Here is a 20,467-nt window from a genome sequence, read left to right on the forward strand (position 1 = left end):
GGCACCGGCACCGGCACCGGCACCGGCACCGGCACCGGCACCGGCACCGGCACCGGGGTGAGCATGCCCACCAACGCCGGGTGCACAGTCACCGCCAGTGCTGCCATGACCGCGGCGAACGCCGAGGCCGTTACGGATCCCGCTCGCGGTACGGCGACGATGCCCGTCCGCGAGACGACCACGGCGTCCCTCGCCGGACAGCCCGAACAAGCCGAGCAGAACGCTCCCGGAAACCCGATTCCACTGACCGCGTTCACCGGCCCCGCGGAACTCGCCGGCCGCACCCCGATCCCCATCCACCCCGCCCTCGAACTCTGCGGCAACACGACCACCTGGTACCGGGTCCTCACCGACCCGATCGAGGGCACCCCGCTCACCGCGGAGACCTACCGGCCACCCGCCGCGCTGCGCCGGTTGCTGCAGGTGCGGGACGTGACCTGCGTGGCCCCGGGTTGTCGCCGGTTGGCGAAGGATTGTGATATCGACCACACGACCCCCTGGGCTGCAGGCGGGCCCACGAAGTACGACAACCTCGCCGTGCTATGCCGCGGGCATCACACCATGCGCGAAGCCGGCTGGGTACTCGAACAAGACGGCCCCGGCCGCATGGTCTGGATCTCCCCGACGGGGCAGCGGTTCGTCGTCTACGAAGACCACGTCGCACCAGGACTGAGGACCGCCGGACGACGCCATCACACCGACGAGCAGCATGCCGACCGATACCACGCCGAACCATCGCAGTACCCGGTCCAGCAACACGCGCAACGGCACCACCCCGAGCAAACCCGCACAAGCCGGCAACGCGCAACGGATCGACAGTCCAGACCACCCCACGCGGAGCGACAACACGCGGGCAAGCAGCACGAGGAACAACGCGCTGACCAACCACGCCATACAGTGCGTAGCCATATGCGTCGAAGCACCGAGGGACAACCTGCCCCGGCACCGCCGGGAGACGACCCGCCTCCCTTCTGAGCGAACGATGGAGCATGCTGAAACGCAGCGCGACCGGCGGCGCAGACCTATCCTGTCTGTCTGCCTGCCGCGTCAGAGCGCCTAGGGAACGACCTGCGCGCCCGACCATCCCTCGGGCGATCGCTCGAACCGAAACCGGGCGTGCTCCGGAGTCGAGAGATGCACCGTGTCCATCGACTCGACCCGGATCCTGACCCAGGCGAACCGCTCGAAGCCTGCCTCGTCGCCCGGCTCGACGCTCGATTCGGCGCGACCGCCCACAAGCGAGGTCCCGGATATCGCACCGTCTCGTAGCCGGCCGTTCAACGGCGAGCCCGGAACGCTGTTCAACGGCGAGCCCGGAACGGCTTCGTCACGGTACAGCGCACGGTTGTGCTCCCCCAGCCCCGCCCAGACCTCGGCGCGCTCCGCCCGATCCGCGACGATTTCCGCACGCCCCGTCAGGCGCAACTGCACCTGCGCCTCATCGTCGTAGAACGTGAACCCCGCTCCCGACTCGCGCCGCAGCTCGGAGATCTTCGCAGACCTCGCGTGGGTCGCGAAGCAGACCGTGCCGGTGCCCGCATCCGCCCGGCGCAGGATCACCGCCCGCACCTGCGGAATCCCATCCAGCCCGAGCGTGCCGAGGTGGCCCAGCGTGAATGCGGTGCGCCGATGCGTCGCCTCCCTCAGCGCAGCCCAGACATCGTCGAACTCGCCCCGCAATGCAGCTTCCATAATTCGATTCTGCCAACCCATCCGCGCCGAACCCCAGCGCTACGCCCCAAGCCTCACCACCTCGGCCGGGCGGTCCAGCGCGAATACTCGGCTCGGCACGGACACAGACACAGACACAGACACAGACACAGACACAGACACAGACACAGACACAGACGCAGACGCAGACGCAGACAAACACGCCACGCGGATCTCGCTATCGCAACTCATCCGCTGTTCCGGTCTTGGCCCGAAAATCAAGACTCGACACGAGCACGAGTCATCCGAGGCGGCCGCGCATACAGCCGCGCAGACCGAGCCATCGCGCCTCAGTTCGCCCCGCCCCGGCACCGGCCCCAGCCCCGGCCCCGGCGCGAACCCGACTCAGATGGCCCAGTTGAGGGATTCCTCCGAGGACTGCTTGCGGCGGCTCGCGAGCTCATCGATCGTCGCGTCGTTGAGGGCCGCGTGCTCGCGACGAGCCGCCGACTCCCGAACCCCGAAGATCTTCCGCTGCGAGAGCTCGAGCGTGTCGAGGTCGATGCGCGTGATCGTGTCGTCCGGCACCTGGCTCCACCCGGCCAGATTGATACCGGTGGACGAGAACACCGTCGTACCGTCGCTCTCCTGGCGCATCGCCAGCTTGTAGTAGTGCTCCCGGTGCTCGCTCGAGAGCGCCTCCGGGTCGACGCCGTACTTGCGGAACGTCTCGTCGGTCACGAACGCCGTCGAATTCGCGTGCACCACGATCAGCTCGGCATCGGTGAGGAACACCGCGTTCAGGCTCGCCTCGGGAAACGTCACGCGCAGCTGCTGGATCGCCGGCACGATCCCATCCGCCACGGTGCCGCCCACATTGCGGATCACCTGGCGCACGTACGCGAAGTACAGCTCCGAGTCCGTCGTGCCCTCGACCCGCTCGTACGCGGCGGGATCCAGCAGGTCCTCGAACCGCTCGACGGGAATGATCGACCCGTTGTGCGCGAACGCGATCCCCTCCTCGAGGAACGGATGCGTGTTCACCTTCGTGCGCTTGTGGTCGTCCGTCGCGAGCCGGAGGTGCACCAGCCGCGCGAGCGACGCATCCTGCCCGAGCGCCGAGGCCAGCAGCGGATCGTGCTGACCCGGCGTCGAGATGCGCAGCGACTCGACCTCGGGGACGTCCTCGCCCGGCCCGGCGGCGAGCCACGCGGTGCCCCAGCCGTCGTTGTGCACGCTCGTCATGTGCTGGAAGGCTCCGGCGTTCGCCTCGCCGATCACCTCCGAGACCGTGGTCTCACGGGGTGCGGCGTAAGCAAGAAGTCGACACATGGACTCTTCCTTTCGCTGCGCTCGAGCTGGACGGACGCCCAGACGACTCGATTCCACCATCCTCGCACTCGAGCCGCCGTCCGTACACGGCACTCGACCTGCGACGTCACATTCCGCACTAGATTGGAAGGCAGCTCGAGAAGCCTCCCGGAAGCGGAAGAAGAGGAAATGACCCGGATACTGCAGCCCGCCTCGCCGACGCCCTCCCCCGTGTGGGAAACCTTCGAGACGAACCCGCAATTCTGGATCATCGGCGCGATCGTCGTCCTCATCTTCGCGGGCCTGGTCATCCGCGTGCTCTCCCGCAACCGCCTCAACAAGAAGCGCGGCAAACGCTGATGCTCGACCTCACCGTCTCGGGCCTGCTCCTCGACATGGACGGCACCCTCGTCGACTCGACCGCCCTGGTCGAGGCGCTCTGGACCGAGTTCGCCGCCCGCCACGGCCTCGACCTCGCCCGCATCCTCTCGATCTCGCACGGCCGCCCCTCGCTCGACACCGTGCGCGACATGCTGCCCGACGCGGAGCCCGAGGAGCAGCAGCGCGAGCGCGACCGCATCGAGGCGGCCGGACTGCTCCGCACCGACGGGATCGTCGAGGTCCCCGGCGCCGCCGCCTTCCTCCACCGGGTCGAGACGCTCGAGCTGCCCGTGGCCATCGTCACCTCCGCGCCGCGCGACCTCGCGGCCGTCCGCTTCGACGCGGCCGGCGTACCGCTGCCCGAGCTCGCGGTCACCGCCGACGACATCACCGCCGGCAAGCCGGATCCGCAGCCGTTCGTGCTCGGCGCGCAGCTGCTGGGCATCCGCCCGGGAGCCTGCGCCGCCTTCGAGGATTCCGCGGCCGGCCTCGCCGCGGCTCGGACGGCGGGTGCGGCGGCGGTCGTCGTCGGGGACTACGAGGGGCCGGAGACCGTGGGCGTCCCCCGCATCCGCGACTGGCGCGGCGTCGCCATCGAGCGCACCGAGGAGGGCTTCCGCATCCGCGAAGACGCGGGCTGACGCGCAAGCCGACCGTACGGGGCGGCCATCCCGCGAGCTGACTGTGCGGGTTGATCGTGCCGAATGATCGTGCGGAGCGACCACCCCGCGAGCTGGCCGTCCGGGCTCGCCGTGCCGGCTGACCGGGCCGACTGACCATGCCGGCTGACCATGCCTGCTGATTATGCCGGCTGATCGTGCGAGTCGACCGGGCCGGACGATCGCGGATCGGCTGTGCGGGGCGATCCCGCGCACTGACCGCGTGAGCCGACCGCGTGAACTCACCACGCGATCCCTGCGCGCGATGCGTGAGCCCGGTTCATACACGCGATGCGTGAGCCCGATTCCCGCGCCCGCCCCGCCGTGCTCCGCTCCCTCCCCCTAGGATGACCGCATGACTGACCTGCTGCTGCTCGGATACGGCACGATCGGCCGGGACCTCGAGCGCCTCCTACGCCCGGAGCTCGAGCGCGGCGAGTTGCGCATCATCGGCGCGCTCGTCCGCGACCCGTCGAAGCGCCGAGACGAGTCCCCGGACTTCCCCCTCATCCAGGCCGAGCACTTCGCGACCGCCGTCACCGACGCGGACGTGGTCGTCGAGTGCGCCGGCGTCGCGGCCGCCCGCGAGTACGGGCCGCAGGCGATCGGCGCGGACCGCGATCTCGTGCTCGCGAGCGTCGGGGCGCTCGCCGACCCGATCGCGCGCCTCGGCATGCTCTCCGGCCCCGGCTCGCTGACCGTCACGAACGGCGCCATCGGCGGATTCGACCTCCTCGGCGCCGCGGCGCAGGCCGGCGGGCTCGACGACGTCTCGATCCGCACCGCGAAGCTCGCATCCGCGCTCGTGCAGCCGTGGATGGGCGACGCGGAGCGCGAGCGCCTCGAGGCGCTGGCGCCGGGAGACGAGGCGGTGGAGGTCTTCGCCGGCTCCCCCGACGAGGCGATCGCCAAGTTCCCCGCGAACGTGAACATCGCCGTCGCCCTCGCCTGGGCCACCCGCGAGCTCCTGCCCGCCGACGCCCCGGCGAAGGCGCGATCGGATGCGCTGGGCCGCGCGCTCGACCGCGTCCGCGTGAGCCTCCTCGCCGACCCGGATGCGACCCTCAGCAGTCATCGCATCCTCGCCTCGGGCCCCGCGGGCGACTACGAGCTCCGCCTCCGCAACGCGCCCTCGCCCTCCAACCCCCGCACGAGCGGGCTCACCGCGATGTCGGTCGCCCGCGACCTGCGCGAGCTCCTCGCCCGGCGCGGCGCCTGAGCCCGTCCGAGCGAGCTCGGACCGGAAGAACCGAGTCGGCAGAACCTGAGCATCCCCGATTGCCTGTCGCCCTGCGGTCGTCCGTGGGGTAGTGTTGTCGATAACCTGCCGAATCCCATCTACCGACCCACCTCATGCGCGATGAGCGCGCCGTCTTATGCGGTCGATCAGCGATGTGGGGCAGGCTTCGGTGGATGCTCGACAGGTGCTCCACGGGTCACATCACCGTGGGAAATCGGGGCGCACCTGCGCCCCAGCACAACGAAGGAAATATCTATGCCTATTGGCACCGTCAAATGGTTCAACTCTGACAAGGGTTACGGATTCATCGCTCCCGATGACGGATCGGCAGACTTGTTCGCCCACTACAGCGAGATCGATGGCCGCGGCCACCGCAATCTCGAAGAGAACCAGAAGGTCGAGTTCGACGCCGAGCAGGGTCAGAAGGGCCCGCAGGCTACGAACATCCGCGTTCTCTAGTACGCGAACCCAGTAGCAGCGGCGGATCCGAACCTCGTGTTCGGATCCGCCGTTCTTCGTTTTCCGGGCGCCGGGTTGAAACGGCGGTTCCCGAAACGGCGGTTCCCCGGGCGCCGACAGCCTTCGAGGCGGCAGCGGTGCAGGAATACGTCGTCTGCCGTAACTGTTCGTTATAGAGATAGCGGATCTCTCGAAGTTTGGCCCAGACTCGGAGAACCGAATTCCTGGACGGCCTCGCTCAGCGCCCGCCCTGCCACGACGAGGGAGATTCCCACCGATGACCCACGCAATCCGCCAGCCGCAGGCCCACGCCTCCGTCACGGAGGCCGACTTCCGCGCGTCCGAGCAGGCGACCCCGGACGAGTTCAAGCAGGTCTTCCGCAATCACCCCGGCGGCGTGGCGCTGATCACGGCGGATGACGGCGACGGGCCCGTCGCGCTCACCGCGACCTCGGTCTTCTCGATCTCGGTGGATCCGCCGCTGCTCGGGTTCTCGGCATCGGCCATCTCCTCGAGCACACCGACCCTGCTGCGCGCCGACACGATCGTCGTGCACTTCCTCACCCACGAGAACCTCGACGTGGCGAAGCTCGGCGCGACCAGCGGCATCGACCGCTTCGCCGACACGTCCATCTGGGACCGCCTCGAGACCGGCGAGCCCTACTTCCACGGCGTCAAGACCTGGGTGCGAGGCGAGATCGTCTCGCGCCTCGAGACCGCCGGCGGCACGGTGCACGTTGTCCGCGGCCTCTCGACCTCGCTCGAGGATGCGCCGGCGCACGACGGCCTCGCGCCGCTCGCCTACGTCAACCGCACCTGGCACGCCCTGACGGGAAACTCCTCGCTCTAGGCCGACCGCACCGACGCTTCGGGGCCGATGCTTCGCCACCAGCCCTGCTTCGTCGCCAGCCCTGCTTCGCCCCCAACTCTGCTTCATCTCCAACCCGCAGCGCGTCAGTACGGGTATCCGTGCTTCGCCAGGAAGATCGCGGCGGAGAGCAGGGCGAAGAGCAGGAAGGTCGCGGCCACCCACGAGCACGCCCACCGGCTCGTCGCGTAATCGCCCCGCCGCAGTGTCGGCGTCATCAGCAGCAGCCCGGCCACCTGCACGGCCGAGAGCCCCAGGTAGGACCAGTCGCCGAAGACCCACGCGAGCGGGATGAAGTGCAGCGCCACGCACAGCCCGATCCACCAGCCGTACCACCGCGTCTGCTTCCGCCGGGCGAGCACGATGCATCCGCCGCCGATGAGCACCGCCTCGGCGAGCACCACCAGCCCGAACACCCAGTACTGGCCCTCGAGCGCCGTCGACGACGACCAGTTGCGCCACACGAGGATGCCGAAGGCGACCGCCATCAGGATGCCCAGCACCGATCCGGCGCCGAGCACGCCCCGCAGCCTGGGCCTCGGGTCCTCCTGCGACCATCCGAACCAGCCCGCCGCCATGATCGAGAGCCACGCGATGGCGAACGCCTGGTCCCGCAGGAACTCCGTGAACATGCTTCCCCCTCGCGTCGTCCACCCGCTTCCCGCGATCGACGGTGACCGCCGCGGATGAGCACGTGCGTCGGATGGTAGCCCCGACGCCTCCGAGGGCCCGTCGAGCGCGCAGCCGCCCGGCAACCTTCCAGTCATGCTCAGGAGGCTCGACGCTCGGCCCCGCACACTGGGCGGCGAACGCACGAACGATCAGGGAAGGAGTCGCCATGGCACAGTCGAGCATCAAGGACGAGGAGCTCTACGACCGCCTCCGCGAGGACGGCGCGTCGAAGGAGAAGGCCGCCCGCATCGCGAATGCGGCCGCCAAGGAGGGCCGCGACTCCGTGGGCGAGCGCGGCGGCTCCGCCGAGGACTACGAGGACCGCACCGTCCCCGAGCTGCGCGAGCGCGCCAAGGAGCTCGGTCTGAGCGGCTACTCGGACAAGAACAAGGACGAGCTCATCTCGATGCTGCGGAACCACTGACGCGGGCCCGCGAGCCGGTGGATCGAACCACCGGTGCACGGCAGAGGGGCGGCGCCGTCATGGGCGCCGCCCCTCTCGTGCATGCGCCATCCGCGGCGCCGCAGCCCTACTCGCGGGCCTGCGCCCGGTCGTGCGCGCCGGTGTAGTCCGGCGGCGGCCCCTGCTCGGACTGGGCGTCGAACTCCCCGCCCTCACGTCCGCCGAAAGGGCGGCCGTGATCGGCGTACTCCTCCCGCTGGAAGCTGAACCCCCAGCCCGCGATCGTGAACGTCGACCCGTGCCGCAGCAGGGCGCCCTTGGGCGCGTCGTCGAACGGGGACTCCTCGCCCGCCGACGAGGTCTGCGTCTCCCCGATCGAATCGAGCGAGTACTCGTCGGCCGCAGTGTGCGTGATCGTCGCGTGATGCGGCAGCAGCCCCTCGAGCACGATCTCGTTGTCGCCCGCCGAGCCGATCCGCGTGGTCTCGCCTTCCAGCGGGAAGACCCTCGGCTCCTCCGAGCCCTCCACGCCGATCATCACGAGCCGCGGGTGCCCCGCGCCGTAGGCGCTGTGCGTCGTCGGCCCCTCGTCGGGCTCCGGCATGTGCGACACCACCAGGGGCTCCGGGCGCTCGTGGCGGTCGGAGCTCACTTCACCTGCTTGGTCAACCATGGTCGACTCCTCTCTTGCGCGTTGCCCGCCACCGTAGCCGCCCCGCCGCAACGCCACCCGACAGCCCGCCCGGCCCGAGCTGAGAACCCGCCCATCGGAGGGGTCGAGTTCTCCTCCCTCCGGAGCATCCGCTCCCTACCTCGGTGCGGGGCGCCGCGCCCCGCCCGAACTATAGGGTTGTCAGCGCACGGCGAACGCGCCGCGCCCCGCAACGCGGCAACTCGACACCACCGCAATTCGACACCACGCAAGGACACAATGGACGGCTTCGGCGGCGAGGCGATCCTCGCGATCTTCCTCGGGATGTTCCTGCTCCCCTTCGCCTTCATCCCCTACGTGGCGTGGAGCTTCCGCCGCGGCACCACCGGCCCCGGTCACGCGTTCCTCAGCTTCGGCGCGCTCATCTACCTGCTCGCCCTGTGGACCTACACGATCCTGCCGCTGCCCGACCCGGACTCGCTGGTGTGCGGGGACGGCCTCACCGCCCAGTTCATCCCCTTCGCGTTCCTCGGCGAGATCGACTGGGGCGCCGGCCCGCTCGCGATCCTCGCCGGGCCCGTCGTGCGGCAGGTCGCCCTCAACATCCTCTTCTTCGTGCCGCTCGGCGTCTTCGCCCGCCACCTGCTCGGCCTCCGCCCCGCGACGACGATCCTGGCGGGCTTCGGCGTCTCGCTGCTCATCGAGCTCACCCAGCTGACCGGCGACTGGGGCGTCTACCCGTGCGCCTACCGGCTCTTCGACGTGGACGACCTGCTGGCCAACACCGCCGGCGCCGCGCTCGGCGTGCTGCTCGCGCCGCTCGCCCGCTACTTCCCCGGCCAGCACACGCGCGACGCCGACCTGCCCTCGCCGGTGCGCCCCATGCGCCGCATCCTCTCGATGGCGGTGGACGCGCTCTCGGTCTTTCTCATCGCCTACGGCCTGCCCCTCGCGCTGCAGCTCCTCACCGGCGTCGACGACGCGAGCCCGCTGTTCCGCATCTTCAGCGCGAGCTCCATCCTCGTGACCGCCCTCGTGCTGCTCCTCCTCGTGCCCGCCGTCTTCGGCTCGACCCTCGGGCACCGCCTCACGTTCCTGCGCGCGGTGCGCCCCGACGGAGGCGAACCGGGCCTCTGGCGCTGGATCCTCCGGTTCCTCGGCGGAGCCGGGGGCTACTTCATGCTCCTCGCCCTGGAGCAGTACCTCGACCTGCCGCTCGCGGGCTTCCTCGCCCAGGCCTGGCTCATCGCCTCCCTCCTCGCCGTCGTGATCGCGCACACCCGCGGCCTCAGCGGCTACGCCTCCGGGCTCGTCGTCATCGACTCGCGCGAGCCGGACACGGCGAAGGCGACCAGGCAGCGGGGCGCCGACCCCCGCAAGATGAGCTCCGCCGTGCTGGTGCTCGTCGCCGCGATGTACCTCGGCATGGCCCTGCTCGTCTCCCTGAGCCAGACCATCCCGCAGCTCGCCACGGGCATCGTCCTCGTCGTCTACCTCGTCATCGCGGCGGGCAGCCTCATCCTCGTCGCATACCTCGTGTTCAACGCCGTCGTGGTCGTGCGGCGCGAGGGCCGCAGCCTCTCCGGCATGCTCGGGCTGCTCGCCGTCGTCGCCGTGTTCGCGCTCCTGATCCTGCTCGGGCTCGCGGTCGCTCTCCAATGGCGGTGGATGATCGCCCTGGGCGTCGCCGGCGTCGCGCTCACCGCCTACCTCGGCTTCGTATTCGGCGCCTTCCTGCTCTACGGCCAGATCTACGCGCGCGTGCCCGCCCGTCCGGGCATGGACGCGATCATCGTGCTCGGCTCGCGGGTCTTCGGCGACCGCGTGCCGCCGCTGCTGGCCTCCCGCATCGACCTGGGCCTGAAGATCCAGCGCGAGGAGCTCGAGGCCGGCCGCGAGCCGATGCTGGTGCTCTCGGGCGGCCAGGGCGACGACGAGGTCGCGCCCGAGGGCGAGGTGATGGCGAAGTACGCGGTCGAGCACGGCGCCGACCCCGCGCTCGTGCGCGCCGAGACCGCGGCGACGAACACCCGCGAGAACCTCGAGCTGAGCCGTGCGCTGCTCGACGCCGAGGGGCTCGGACCCCGCATGGTCGTGACCACGAACGACTACCACGCATTCCGCGCGGGGCTCCTCGCACGGCGCCTCGGGATGGACGCGCAGGTGGTGGGCTCCCCGACCGCCCACTACTACTTCCCGAGCGCCGTGCTGCGCGAGTTCGCCGGCGTGCTCTGGCTCGGCAAGTGGGCGCACCTCCTGCTCGGCCTCGGCATCGTCGCGCTCACGGGCGGCATGACGGCGATCGTGCTCGGGTTGTTCTAGGCGGGCCGGACGCATTCGCCGAGACTGCCTCGGCCTGCTCCAGCCGAATGGCGGCGCCGCCCGGCGGCAGCGCCCGGGACGACGAGGGCCGGAAACGGCGGAGGCCCGCGCGAGTGCTTCGCGCGGGCCTCATGAGCGTTCGAGCTGCTCAGGGCAGGTAGCCGATCGGGTCGACGGGGGTGCCCTCGACCTTCACCTCGAAGTGCAGGTGCGCGCCGGAGGAGTTGCCGGTGTTGCCCACGGCGCCGATCTGCTCGCCTGCGGCGATGCTCTGGCCCTCGACCACGCTGACCGAGCCGGCCTGCAGGTGCGCGTAGACCGTGGTGACCTTCTGGCCGTCGATCTCGTGCTCGACCTCGACGTAGACGCCGTAGGTGGTGCCGCCGTTGCTCACGAGGCTCACGGTGCCCTCGGCCATCGAGCCGACCGGGGTGCCCGCGCCGGGGACGAAGTCGACGCCGTTGTGGAAGGTGGAGGCGCCCGGAAGCGGCGCGGCGCGAGGGCCGAAGCCGCTGCTGATGTTCGTGCCGACCGGGACGGGCCACTGCACGGAGGCGTTGCCCTGGCCGGTGACGGTCTCGACGTCGGTGGCCGCGACACCGGCGAGCGTGTCCGCGTCGAAGGAGTACACGGAGGTCGCCTCGATCTCGGGCTTCGTGACCTGGATGTCGGTCTCGGCCGAGGCGGCCTGGGGCTCGGCCTCGGTCCCGGTCGCGGGCTCGACGGCCTGCTCGGGAGCGGCCTCCGCCGCGGTGCCCTGCCCGGCGCTCGCAAGGTTCGCGGTGTGCGCGCCCTCGAGCTCGGCGTCGGAGCCGTTCATCGCGGCGTACGCGGCCGCGGAGCCGGCGCCCAGCACGGCTGTGCCGGCGAGCGCGCTGATCGCGATCGAGGAGGCCGCGACGCGACGGCCCGAGAGCGGCAGCCGGACCATGCGGCGCGTGCGCCCGCTCTGCCAGCCGGCGCGGAAGGACTCGGGGATGTCGTCTCCGGCCGCATCCTCGACGAGGGTCTCGGGCTCGGAGTGCAGGGCGCTCACCTTGTCGGCCTCGAGCTGCGCGACGAGTCGGGCGCGCTCCTCGGCGTCCTTGCGCGCGGCCTCGGCCGCGGCGGCGAGCTCTGCGGCCCGCTCGGCCTCGCGGCGCTCGCGACGCGTGAGATACTGCCGGGGAGCGGCCTCGCCGGCCGCATCCGAAGCCGGTTCCGGCACCTCCACGGGGGTCGTGGGCGCGGTCTGCGCCTCGACAGGCTCGACGGCGGGAGCCGCGGCGAGCTGTTCCTTGTGGGGAGCGAACGACATAAAGCAAATCTCCTAGTGGTGATCGGGACCACACGAGAATAACGCAAAAGTAACGAAAAGGGCAAGCTTCGGTCACGAAGTTTCCGCGAACGGTCTCGACAGCTGGTCGATACGAGCAGCGAATACCCTGGTCAATACAGGTTTTTCGGCACCAACCGCCGAGGTTGCGAACCGCTCTCGAAGATCACGATTTCGGTAACGATCGCCGTTACATTCCGTGCTCGGCCGCCCACCGGACGGCCATCCGGCCCCTCCTAGGCTGGGGAGCATGGCTCGCACGTTCACGAAATCCCCCGGCAACCCCCGCGGCGAGGCGGCGGGGCTGCGCTGGCTCGCCGAGGCCGAGCAGAGCGGCGGCGCCCACGTCGCCACCGTGATCTCGGTCGACGACCGCCGGCTCGAGATCGAGTACATCGGGCAGTCGCGCCCCTCCGTCGAGGGCGCCCGCGCCTTCGGCCGCGCGCTCGCCCGCACCCATGCCGCCGGCGCCGACTGGTGGGGCTGCCCGCCGGACGGATGGGTCGGCGGCGGCGCCGTCGGCAACTCGCGGACCCCGCTGATCCTCGACCGCGAGGAGGCCGCCTCCGCCTGGGGCGAGTTCTACGCCCGCAGCCGCATCCTCGAATTCGCCGACCGGCTGCTGCGCAAGCGCGAGATCGACGAGCGGGAGCACGCGACCTTCGCCGCGCTCGCCGACCGCCTCGTCCGGGGCGACTTCGACGCGCCCCAGCCGGAGCTCGTGCGCGCGGCCGGGCACGAGGTCGCCCGGCTCCACGGCGACATGTGGGCCGGCAACGTGCTCTACGACGGCACGGGCACCGGCGCCTCGCTCATCGATCCCATGGCGCAGGGCGGGCACGCCGAGACCGACCTCGGCACGCTCTCGGTCTTCGGATTCCCCCACCTCGAGGAGATCTACCGCGGCTACGACGAGGCCTCGCCGCTCGCCGCGGGCTGGCAGGAGCGGATCGCCCTGCACGAGCTCGGCATCGTCATCATGCACGCGGACCTCTTCGGCGGCGCCTACATCGGTGAGTCCCTGCGCATCGCCGAGCGCTACCGCTGAGCGGCGTCCCGAGCCGAGGACACGGAAGGGGCAGGCACCGATGGCGCCCGCCCCTTCACTCGCATCCGAGCAGTACTAGCCGCTCGTGACCACGATCTCGTTCGGTGCGTGCTCGAGGTCGGCGGTCGTGACGACCTCCCCCGACGCGTAGTCGACTCGGTGGATCTGGTTGTTCGCCGGATCCGTGACGTACACGTAGCCGAGCTCCTCGTGGATCGCAGGGTGCGACTTCTGCCACTCGATCGGCGGGGTCCACTCGTCGATCACATCGATCGTGCTGGTGGCCTCGCCGGTCTCGGGGTCGATCACGCGCAGCGCGCCGTCGGTACCGAGCACGAGCACCGAGCCGTCCATACCGCGCGCGAGGTTGCTGTAGGTGTACTCGGTGTCGAGCTCGACGAGCTGGATCGACTCCTCCTCGGTGTCGATCAGCGAGATCGTGTCGAGCGCGATGCCCTCAGCATCAGGGTCGTCCTTGTAGTCGCCCAGCACGATCGAGGAGTCCTCGGCCGAGAACTGGTTGCCGATGCGGCCGAATTCGTCAGGCGAATCGATCTTGTGGAAGTGGTCCCCGTGGAGAAGGATCACACCGTCCTCGCAACCAGCGACGACGGACTCGCCTGCCACGGTCTCACCATGAATGCCCGGGCACTCGGTGGTCGAGGCGATCTCCTCATCGTTCTCGTCGAGGACGATGGCGCCATCGCGCGACTCCTCGTTGCCGTGGGTTACGAACAGCGTGCCGTCCTGCGAGGCGACCGCTACGCCGTGGTGAGGCTCTTCCGTCTGGTACGTACGCACCGGCTCGATCGAGCCCGCCTCGACCGCGTCCGTCCAGGAGCCGGTTTCGAAGACTGTCACGTCACCGGTGCCATCGTCGAACAGCGTGGTGTAGTCGTCGTGCACGACGACATGGCCAGGCGTGTTCGCAGGAACGATCACGTCGCCCAGCGACGGATCGGCGGTGTAGGAGTGCGTGTGGTCTCCGTGGGGAACCGTCCAGGAGCCGGCATCGAGGGGCGCCCAGCCGCCCGTAGTGGAGACCAGTACGTGACGGCCGTCACCGGCCTCGTTGATGCGGTTGAACCCTTCAAGCTCGAAATCGTCGACCACTTCGAGAGTCTCGGCGTCGAGCACCATCAGCCCGCCCTCATACGTCAGGACGACGCGGGGCTTGGCGCCGGCGACCTCAGTCGCGCCCTCTTCAGAGCCGTGGCCGTGATCGTGCTCCCCGCCTTCGGTGTTCGCGGGCTCGCCTCCCGGCGCGCATGCGGTCAACGCCAGTAGGGACGTAAGCGCCACCGCCGCCAATGCGGTGCCTCGTGTTTTCAACGTCATAGTCGATATGCCCCCGCCGGGAGCTGTCCTCTCCAATTCCGACCCCGGACCGTCGCTCCGGCGGCGCCGACGAATCCGTGTCGGCCGCTTCGCGCCCCCGGGCGGGACTGTGGCCGACAAGGGGCAAGAATATCACGTAATGACAATCGTTATCGTTAGCAATAGTGATGGAGTCGCATGGCGCGGGAGCCCGCGCGCTACTACTCCCCGACGCTCACGAGCCCGGACTCGTACGCCGTCACGACGATCTGCGTGCGGTCGCGCAGCCCGAGCTTCGCGAGGATGCGCGAGACGTGCGTCTTCACAGTCTGCTCGCCCACGAACAGCTCCTCGGCCACCTCCGCGTTCGAGCACCCCCGCGCGATCGCGCGCATCACCGCGAGCTCCCGCTCCGTGAGGGGCGAGAGCAGGGCCGTGTCCATCCGCCGCCGCGGCCGCCGCGCGTAATCCGCGATGAGCTTGCTCGTCACCGAGGGCGACAGCAGCGCGTCGCCGCCCGCGACGACCCGGACCGCGCCCACGAGATCCTCCGCCGTCGCGTCCTTGAGCAGGAACCCGCTCGCTCCCGCCTGCAGCGCCGCGAACACGTACTCGTCCGCGTCGTAGGTCGTGAGGATCACGACCCGCGGCCGGCTCTCGGCCGGCAGCTCGAGCAGCTGCCGGGTGGCGTCGAGCCCGTTGAGCCGGGGCATGCGGATGTCCATGAGCACGACGTCCGGCCGCGTATGCCGCACCAGCTCGAGCGCCTCGTCGCCGTCGGTGCCGCGGCCCACCACGAGGATGTCCTCCTGCGCGCCCAGGAGCGCCGCGAATCCCTCCCGCACCATCGACTGGTCGTCGACGATCGCGACTCGGATCGGCCCGTCGTCCGGCTGCGCTGCTGTCATCATGAGGGGAGCGTATCGCGGCCGGGTGCGCGCCCGGCTCCCCGAAACGTATGGGGTGCGCGTCACCCGCGCAGGGGACGAGCCCGCCGCCGGCGCCCGGATACCGTCTGCGGTGCGCGACGGCAGAGGACCGCCGCCCGACCAAGGAAGAAGGTGAGGCACCATGCCGAACTCGACCCCGTCCCCGCACGCCGCGCCGGGCGCGCAGCCGGCGCCCCCGCAGGACCCGCAGCGACAGGATTCGCAGCAGCACCCGCAGCGGCAGGGCCCGTTCCGGCGGATGCTCGCGAACCTCGGGCGCGACTACGCGCTCGTCATGCCGGGATTCTTCCTGGCGCTCTTCTCGTTCGTCGTCCTCGTGCCGATGCTCGCCCTCTCGCTCGGCACCTTCGTGATCTGGGTCGGCGCGCTGCTGCTGCCCGTCACCCTCATCGTCGCCACCTGGTTCGCCCAGCTCTCGCGCGTGCGGCTGCGGCGCTGGGGCGCCGCGATCCCCGCGCCGCGCTATCGCGAGCCCGGCCGCGGCGCGATGGGCGTGCTCCGCCTCATGGGCGACGGCCGCCGCTGGCTCGACCTCGCCTTCGAGACGATCGTGGCGCTGCCGCTGCGCACCGCGACGTTCTGCGTCGCCCTCACCTGGACGGCGATGGTGCCGGGCGGCCTCCTCTACTTCGTATGGGGCCGGTTCCTGCCCGACGGCGGCAGCGACGTGGAGTTCCTCCTGACGTGGCTGTCCGGCGGCGCGTTCCCCGCCGAGGTCAGCGGCAGCTTCGCCTTCCAGTCGGCCGTCTACCTCGTCATCGGCCTCGTGTTCCTCGCGACGCTGCCCGCGGTCATGCGCGGCCTCGCGCTGCTCGAGGCGAGCGTGGGCACCGCGGCGCTGATCGGCTCGCCGAGGGCGGTGCCGGAGGGCACCGCGCCCGAGAAGCCCGCGCCGGGGGAGGCCGTGCCGGGATACGCGGCACCGGAGTCCGCGGCTCGGGAGGACGCGGCGCCCGAGGATCGGCCCGTCGGGCCGGCGCCCCGCTCCTCCTCCCTCACCGGCTCCCTCGACGGCTGGCTGTGGCTCATCGCCGGGTTCGCGGCGGTGGCGGGCATCTCCGTGAGCTGGCCCATCCTCGGCGCGGCGTACGGCGTGCATCCCGCGATCGCGATGGCGCTCGCCCTCGCGCAGGCCGGCGCGCTCCTCCTCGCGCCCCGGCTCCCCTTCCCGGCGGTCGCCCTGGGGCTGGTCGCCGCCTTCTCCACGGCGATGTTCTCCGCGCCCGCGACGGGGCAGCCGTGGCCCTGGCCCGTGCCGACGATGATCATGCTGTTCGTGCTCGTGCTGCTGCTCTCGCTGCGGCACCCGCCGGCGGCCGCCGCCTTCGTCGGGGTGCTGGTCGCCGTCGTCTCGGCGGCCGCGATCCTGCTCACGGGCGCCGGCTGGACCGGCGCGGTCGCGAACTCCGTGATCGTGCTCTCGGTCGCCGTGGCGCTCGCCCTGATCGGCATGTTCCTGCGCCAGCTCTCGCTGAGCCGCAGCGAGCTGCAGCGGGAGCGCAGCACGAGGCGGCAGCAGGATGCGAAGCAGCGCGAGCTCGAGGAGCGCAACCGCATCGCGCGCGAGCTGCACGACGTGGTCGCCCACAGCATGTCGGTGATCAGCGTGCAGGCCACCACCGCGCCCTACCGCCGCCCCGGACTCGCGCCCGAGGTCGCCGAGGAGTTCGCCACGATCGCCGACTCCTCGCGCCGGGCCCTGCACGAGATGCGGGGGCTGCTCAGCATCCTGCGCGGCAGCGACGACGCCGAGCTCGCCCCGCAGCCCGAGTTCGCCGACATCCCCGCCCTCGTCGAGCTCACCCGCAACTCGGGGGCGGAGGTCTCGCTCGTCGTCGAGCCGGCGGGAGCCGCGGAGGCAGCGAGGATCGCGCCGACCGTCGGGCTCGCCGCCTACCGCACCGTGCAGGAGGCGCTGAGCAACGCGGTCCGCCACTCCCCCGGCGCCGACATCGCGGTGCGCATCGCCGTCGACGACGAGGCCGTCGGCATCCGCGTCGAGAACGGCGCGCCCGACCCCGCCTCCGGGGTGACCGCCGCGCCCGGCGCCGGCCTCGGCCTCTCCGGCGTCCGCGAACGCGTCGCCGCCCTCGGCGGCTCGGTCGCCGCGCACCCGCTGCCGCGCGGCGGGTACCTGCTCGAGGCGAGGGTGCCGCGGGACTGAGGGGCGCAACCGCGCCGCGCACGGCAGCGGGACGGCTGCGGGACGGCAGCGGGCGGGTCGTCGTCCCGTCGCGGCTCCTGGCGCCCCGTCGCGGTTCCGAGCCTCGGCCGGCGGCGTCTTCCGGCAGGCCGTCCCGGGTTCCGGGCTTCGAGGGCCGCGCGTGGCAGGCTCGAGAGGACCCCGGGAGGCAGAATGTCGATACGCAGGATGCACGCCGCCGCCACGGCGCTGCTGCTCGCCCTCGGCGCGGCGGCGGGCGGGATGCCCGCCCCGCCGTCCGCGGCGGCCGCGCCCGCCGCCTCCGCCGAGCTCGTCGATCCGATCATGGTGCCGCCGCCGGCGGAGTTCCAGCCGAACGGATCGAGCTGGTCGCCCTCGGAGGGCACCCGCATCCTCGTGACCGACGAGTCGCTCGCCGGGGAGGGCGCCCGCCTCGCCGAGGAGCTGGTCGCCCTCGGGCTGCTCGACCACGCGCCCGAGGTGGCCTTCATCGACCCCGGAGAGGCCGAGACGCTCGCCGCCGACCTGCGGGAGGGGCACGAGGACCTCATCCTCACCACGGCGGATGCGCCGGGCATCCGGGTCGCCACCGCCGACGTCACGAGCGTGGTGGTCGCCGGCGCCGACGCCGCCGAGGTGTTCCGGGTCACCCGCCCGCTGCTGCAGCAGCTGCAGGCCGCGGGCATGCTGCCGGGCGGCTCCTACCGGTTCGAGCTGCCCGCCGGGCAGATCCGCTCGCTGCACATCGACATCGCGCGCAAGCACTACTCCCTCGAGTCGCTCGAGGCGCTCATCCGACAGCTGAGCTGGTTCGGCTTCACCGAGCTCGAGCTGCACTTCTCGGAGAACGAGGGATTCGCGATCGAGTCGACCTCCCACCCCGACATCGTCTCGCCCGACGCGCACTCGCAGGAGGAGATCCGCGGGCTCGTCGAGCTCGCGAACTCGCTGCACATCCGCGTCGTGCCCTCGCTCGACATGCCCGGCCACCTCGACCACGCCCTCGACGCCTATCCCGAGCTGCGGCTCCGGGACGCCTCGGGCGGCGAGGTCTTCGGCGCCCTCGACGTCACGCGCCCCGAGGGCGTGGAGTTCGCGCACGAGCTCATCGCCGAGTACGCGGAGCTCTTCGCCCAGCCCGGGTTCGAGGAGCCGGTGCCGTGGAACCTCGGCGCGGACGAGTTCGTCGACTTCGGCGATGCGGGCCAGGTGGCGGCGCTCGCCGAGGCCGCGCGGGCCGAGTTCGGGCCCGACGCGACGGCCTACGACGCGCTGACCGGCTTCGTGAACGACACCGCCGCGGTGATCCGCGACGAGGGCTTCGCCCCTCGCGTCTGGAGCGACGGGATGCTCCGCGCCGAGCAGGCGACCCTCGACGAGGAGGTGGAGATCGCCTACTGGACGCAGCGGCCGCCCGGCGCCGTGCCGGCGACCGAGTTCGCCGAGCGCGGCTACCGGCTGCTCAACGTGAACGACGAGTACCTCTACTTCGTGCTCGGCGAGCGCGTCGAGTACTACTACCCCACCGGCGACGCGATCCTCGCCGACTGGCACGAGGGCGTCTACCCCTCGGTGGACGGCGCCCCGGAGCTCGTCGAGGACTCGGCCGGCGGCATGCTGGCCGTCTGGAGCGACATCCCCGACGCCATGGGCGACGCCGAGGTCGTCGACGCGGTGCGCGGCCCGATCGCCGCGATGGCGGTGAAGTTCGCCGACCCGGACTCGGCGATGACCTTCGCCGACCTCGAGACCGCGCTCGCCGGCATCGGGCATGCGCCCGAGGTCGAGGCGCCCGCGGCCCCGGACCCGCTGCCGACGGTGTCAGCCGACGGGGGCGGGGCCGAGGCCCCCGACGCGGATGAGCGGACGCCCTCGGCCCCGACGATGCCGCTCCTCGTGCTCGGCGGGGCCGCGCTGCTGATCGTCCTCGGGCTCGGCGCGGTTATGCTCCGTCGAAGGTCTCGCCGCTGAGGCGGCGCACCTCGTCCATGGTCTCGAGCGTGGAGATCGTGTCGTCGAGCGTGCGGTACGGGGATTCCGTGCTGCCCTCGGCGATGCGGCGCGCGACCTCGGCGGCCTGGAAGTGCAGCGCCTCGTGCTTGACGGAGGGCTCGGTCCAGCGGTCGAGCTCGGCGCCGTCCGCGGCCCTGAGGACGACGTCGCCCGGCATGTAGAACGGCCCGGGCAGCTCGATCGTCGCCTCCTCGCCCACGATGGTCGCGGCCGTGGGGCTCGCGCCGAGGATGGTCGTGTGCACGACCGCCTGCGCGTCGCCCGCGTGCCGGGTGATCGCGGCGGTCTGGCCGTTCACGCCCGAGGGCGCCCGCTGGCCGAAGGCGTGCGCCTGCTCGTGCGCGCCCAGCACCCAGTTCACGAGCATGTAGGGGTACGTGCCGAGGTCGAGCATCGGGCCGCCGGCGAGGTCGGTGCGCATGATGCGGTGGTCCTCGGGGAACCATTCGCCGTTGTCGGCGATCACCGCGCGGATTCGCCCGAGCGCGCCGGACTCGAGCACCTGGCGCACGATGTCGAAGCGCGGCAGGAACAGGCTCCACAGCGCCTCCATCGCGAACACGCCCCGGGCCCGCACGAGCTCCCGGAGCTCGCGGGCCTGCGCGGCGTTGATCGTCATCGGCTTCTCGATGAGCACGTGCTTGCCGGCCTCGATCGCGAGCCTGGCGTATTCGAAGTGCGAGGTGTGCGGGGTGGCGATGTAGACCACATCCACCTCGGCGTCCTCGACGAGCGCGGCGTAGCTCGGGTGCGCCCGCTCGGCGCCGACCTCCGCGGCGAACCGGTCGGCGCTCTCCTGCGAGCGCGAGCCGACGGCGACGACGCGCTGCCGCGTGCCCGCGTGGAGGGCGGCGACGAAGCGCTCGGCGATCCAGCCCGTGCCGAGCACGCCCCAGCGCAGGGCCGGCGCGGCCTTCGGATCGGGGGTGCGGGGCTCGGGCAGGCGGAGCTCGGGGGTCGTGGTCATGGGCGGATTCCTCCTCGAATCGCGGGATGCTCGCTACCGTAGCCCCCGCCTCGCGTCGATTTCAACCGGTCCAAAA

The 20,467-nt window shown here is 71.3% G+C and carries 19 protein-coding genes; 11 read left to right on the forward strand and 8 right to left on the reverse strand.

The features are described from left to right. A partial coding sequence (locus FM112_RS16800) for an HNH endonuclease signature motif containing protein (protein ID WP_176386693.1) occupies nt 1-975 on the forward strand: 975 nt, incomplete at its 5' end. An 81-nt stretch (nt 976-1,056) separates the two neighbouring features. Here FM112_RS16800 and FM112_RS06170 read toward each other — a convergent pair. Both FM112_RS06170 and FM112_RS06175 read right to left on the reverse strand, forming a co-directional pair. Beyond that, complete coding sequence (locus tag FM112_RS06170) at nt 1,057-1,713, reverse strand: pyridoxamine 5'-phosphate oxidase family protein (RefSeq protein ID WP_087005108.1); 657 nt, start codon at nt 1,711-1,713, stop codon at nt 1,057-1,059. 342 nt (nt 1,714-2,055) lie between these two features. Continuing rightward, nucleotides 2,056-2,982 carry a class II glutamine amidotransferase gene (locus FM112_RS06175; protein WP_176386694.1) on the reverse strand — a complete coding sequence of 309 codons (927 nt, stop codon included), beginning with the start codon at nt 2,980-2,982 and terminating at the stop codon, nt 2,056-2,058. Nucleotides 2,983-3,150: 168 nt separating this feature from the next. On the opposite strand from FM112_RS06175, the gene FM112_RS17105 reads away from it, so the two are divergent. The 5 genes from FM112_RS17105 (at nt 3,151) to FM112_RS06195 (ending at nt 6,550) form a co-directional block, all read left to right on the forward strand. Beyond that, nucleotides 3,151-3,321: a FeoB-associated Cys-rich membrane protein gene (locus tag FM112_RS17105; RefSeq protein WP_176386695.1), complete on the forward strand. Its 171-nt coding sequence runs from the start codon at nt 3,151-3,153 to the stop codon at nt 3,319-3,321. After that, entirely contained in the window at nt 3,321-3,983 is a 663-nt protein-coding gene (locus FM112_RS06180; RefSeq protein WP_087005114.1) for an HAD-IA family hydrolase, read from the forward strand. Before FM112_RS17105 ends, FM112_RS06180 begins: the two co-directional genes overlap by 1 nt. A gap of 373 nt (nt 3,984-4,356) precedes the next feature. After that, nucleotides 4,357-5,220 carry an aspartate dehydrogenase domain-containing protein gene (locus tag FM112_RS06185; RefSeq protein ID WP_087005117.1) on the forward strand — a complete coding sequence of 288 codons (864 nt, stop codon included), beginning with the start codon at nt 4,357-4,359 and terminating at the stop codon, nt 5,218-5,220. A gap of 276 nt (nt 5,221-5,496) precedes the next feature. Then, nucleotides 5,497-5,700: a cold-shock protein gene (locus FM112_RS06190; RefSeq protein WP_087005120.1), complete on the forward strand. Its 204-nt coding sequence runs from the start codon at nt 5,497-5,499 to the stop codon at nt 5,698-5,700. A 277-nt stretch (nt 5,701-5,977) separates the two neighbouring features. Further along, entirely contained in the window at nt 5,978-6,550 is a 573-nt protein-coding gene (locus FM112_RS06195; RefSeq protein ID WP_087005123.1) for a flavin reductase family protein, read from the forward strand. Between the two features lie 104 nt (nt 6,551-6,654). Here FM112_RS06195 and FM112_RS06200 read toward each other — a convergent pair whose 3' ends face one another. Next, nucleotides 6,655-7,200: a hypothetical protein gene (locus FM112_RS06200; RefSeq protein ID WP_087005126.1), complete on the reverse strand. Its 546-nt coding sequence runs from the start codon at nt 7,198-7,200 to the stop codon at nt 6,655-6,657. Nucleotides 7,201-7,406: 206 nt separating this feature from the next. On the opposite strand from FM112_RS06200, the gene FM112_RS06205 reads away from it, so the two are divergent. Next, nucleotides 7,407-7,664: a Rho termination factor N-terminal domain-containing protein gene (locus FM112_RS06205; RefSeq protein ID WP_087005129.1), complete on the forward strand. Its 258-nt coding sequence runs from the start codon at nt 7,407-7,409 to the stop codon at nt 7,662-7,664. A 106-nt stretch (nt 7,665-7,770) separates the two neighbouring features. On the opposite strand, the gene FM112_RS17110 is transcribed toward FM112_RS06205, so the two are convergent. Further along, nucleotides 7,771-8,316 (reverse strand): hypothetical protein, encoded by a 546-nt coding sequence (locus FM112_RS17110; protein WP_176386696.1) that lies wholly within the window; start codon nt 8,314-8,316, stop codon nt 7,771-7,773. 258 nt (nt 8,317-8,574) lie between these two features. On the opposite strand from FM112_RS17110, the gene FM112_RS06215 reads away from it, so the two are divergent. Beyond that, nucleotides 8,575-10,617, forward strand: a complete 2,043-nt coding sequence (locus FM112_RS06215) for an ElyC/SanA/YdcF family protein (RefSeq protein WP_176386697.1) — start codon at nt 8,575-8,577, stop codon at nt 10,615-10,617. A 148-nt stretch (nt 10,618-10,765) separates the two neighbouring features. Here FM112_RS06215 and FM112_RS06220 read toward each other — a convergent pair whose 3' ends face one another. After that, nucleotides 10,766-11,914: a M23 family metallopeptidase gene (locus FM112_RS06220; protein WP_087005140.1), complete on the reverse strand. Its 1,149-nt coding sequence runs from the start codon at nt 11,912-11,914 to the stop codon at nt 10,766-10,768. Between the two features lie 268 nt (nt 11,915-12,182). On the opposite strand from FM112_RS06220, the gene FM112_RS06225 reads away from it, so the two are divergent. Then, entirely contained in the window at nt 12,183-12,980 is a 798-nt protein-coding gene (locus FM112_RS06225; protein WP_087005144.1) for a fructosamine kinase family protein, read from the forward strand. 75 nt (nt 12,981-13,055) lie between these two features. On the opposite strand, the gene FM112_RS06230 is transcribed toward FM112_RS06225, so the two are convergent. Then, nucleotides 13,056-14,258: a hypothetical protein gene (locus FM112_RS06230; RefSeq protein ID WP_254910396.1), complete on the reverse strand. Its 1,203-nt coding sequence runs from the start codon at nt 14,256-14,258 to the stop codon at nt 13,056-13,058. Nucleotides 14,259-14,518: 260 nt separating this feature from the next. Continuing rightward, nucleotides 14,519-15,205, reverse strand: coding sequence for a response regulator transcription factor (locus FM112_RS06235; RefSeq protein WP_087005172.1), 687 nt, complete (start codon nt 15,203-15,205; stop codon nt 14,519-14,521). Nucleotides 15,206-15,368: 163 nt separating this feature from the next. On the opposite strand from FM112_RS06235, the gene FM112_RS06240 reads away from it, so the two are divergent. Together FM112_RS06240 and FM112_RS06245 are read left to right on the forward strand one after the other, a co-directional pair. Continuing rightward, nucleotides 15,369-17,411, forward strand: coding sequence for a sensor histidine kinase (locus tag FM112_RS06240; protein WP_087005152.1), 2,043 nt, complete (start codon nt 15,369-15,371; stop codon nt 17,409-17,411). Nucleotides 17,412-17,603: 192 nt separating this feature from the next. Continuing rightward, nucleotides 17,604-19,382 (forward strand): family 20 glycosylhydrolase, encoded by a 1,779-nt coding sequence (locus FM112_RS06245; RefSeq protein ID WP_140400588.1) that lies wholly within the window; start codon nt 17,604-17,606, stop codon nt 19,380-19,382. Here the strand turns inward: FM112_RS06245 and FM112_RS06250 are convergent. Continuing rightward, nucleotides 19,354-20,391, reverse strand: a complete 1,038-nt coding sequence (locus tag FM112_RS06250) for a Gfo/Idh/MocA family protein (protein ID WP_087005157.1) — start codon at nt 20,389-20,391, stop codon at nt 19,354-19,356. The two genes, FM112_RS06245 and FM112_RS06250, sit on opposite strands and share 29 nt — an antisense overlap. Nucleotides 20,392-20,467: the final 76 nt, after the last annotated feature.

Origin of the sequence: Gulosibacter sp. 10, from assembly GCF_900163695.1 — a bacterium.
Taxonomy (GTDB): domain Bacteria; phylum Actinomycetota; class Actinomycetes; order Actinomycetales; family Microbacteriaceae; genus Gulosibacter.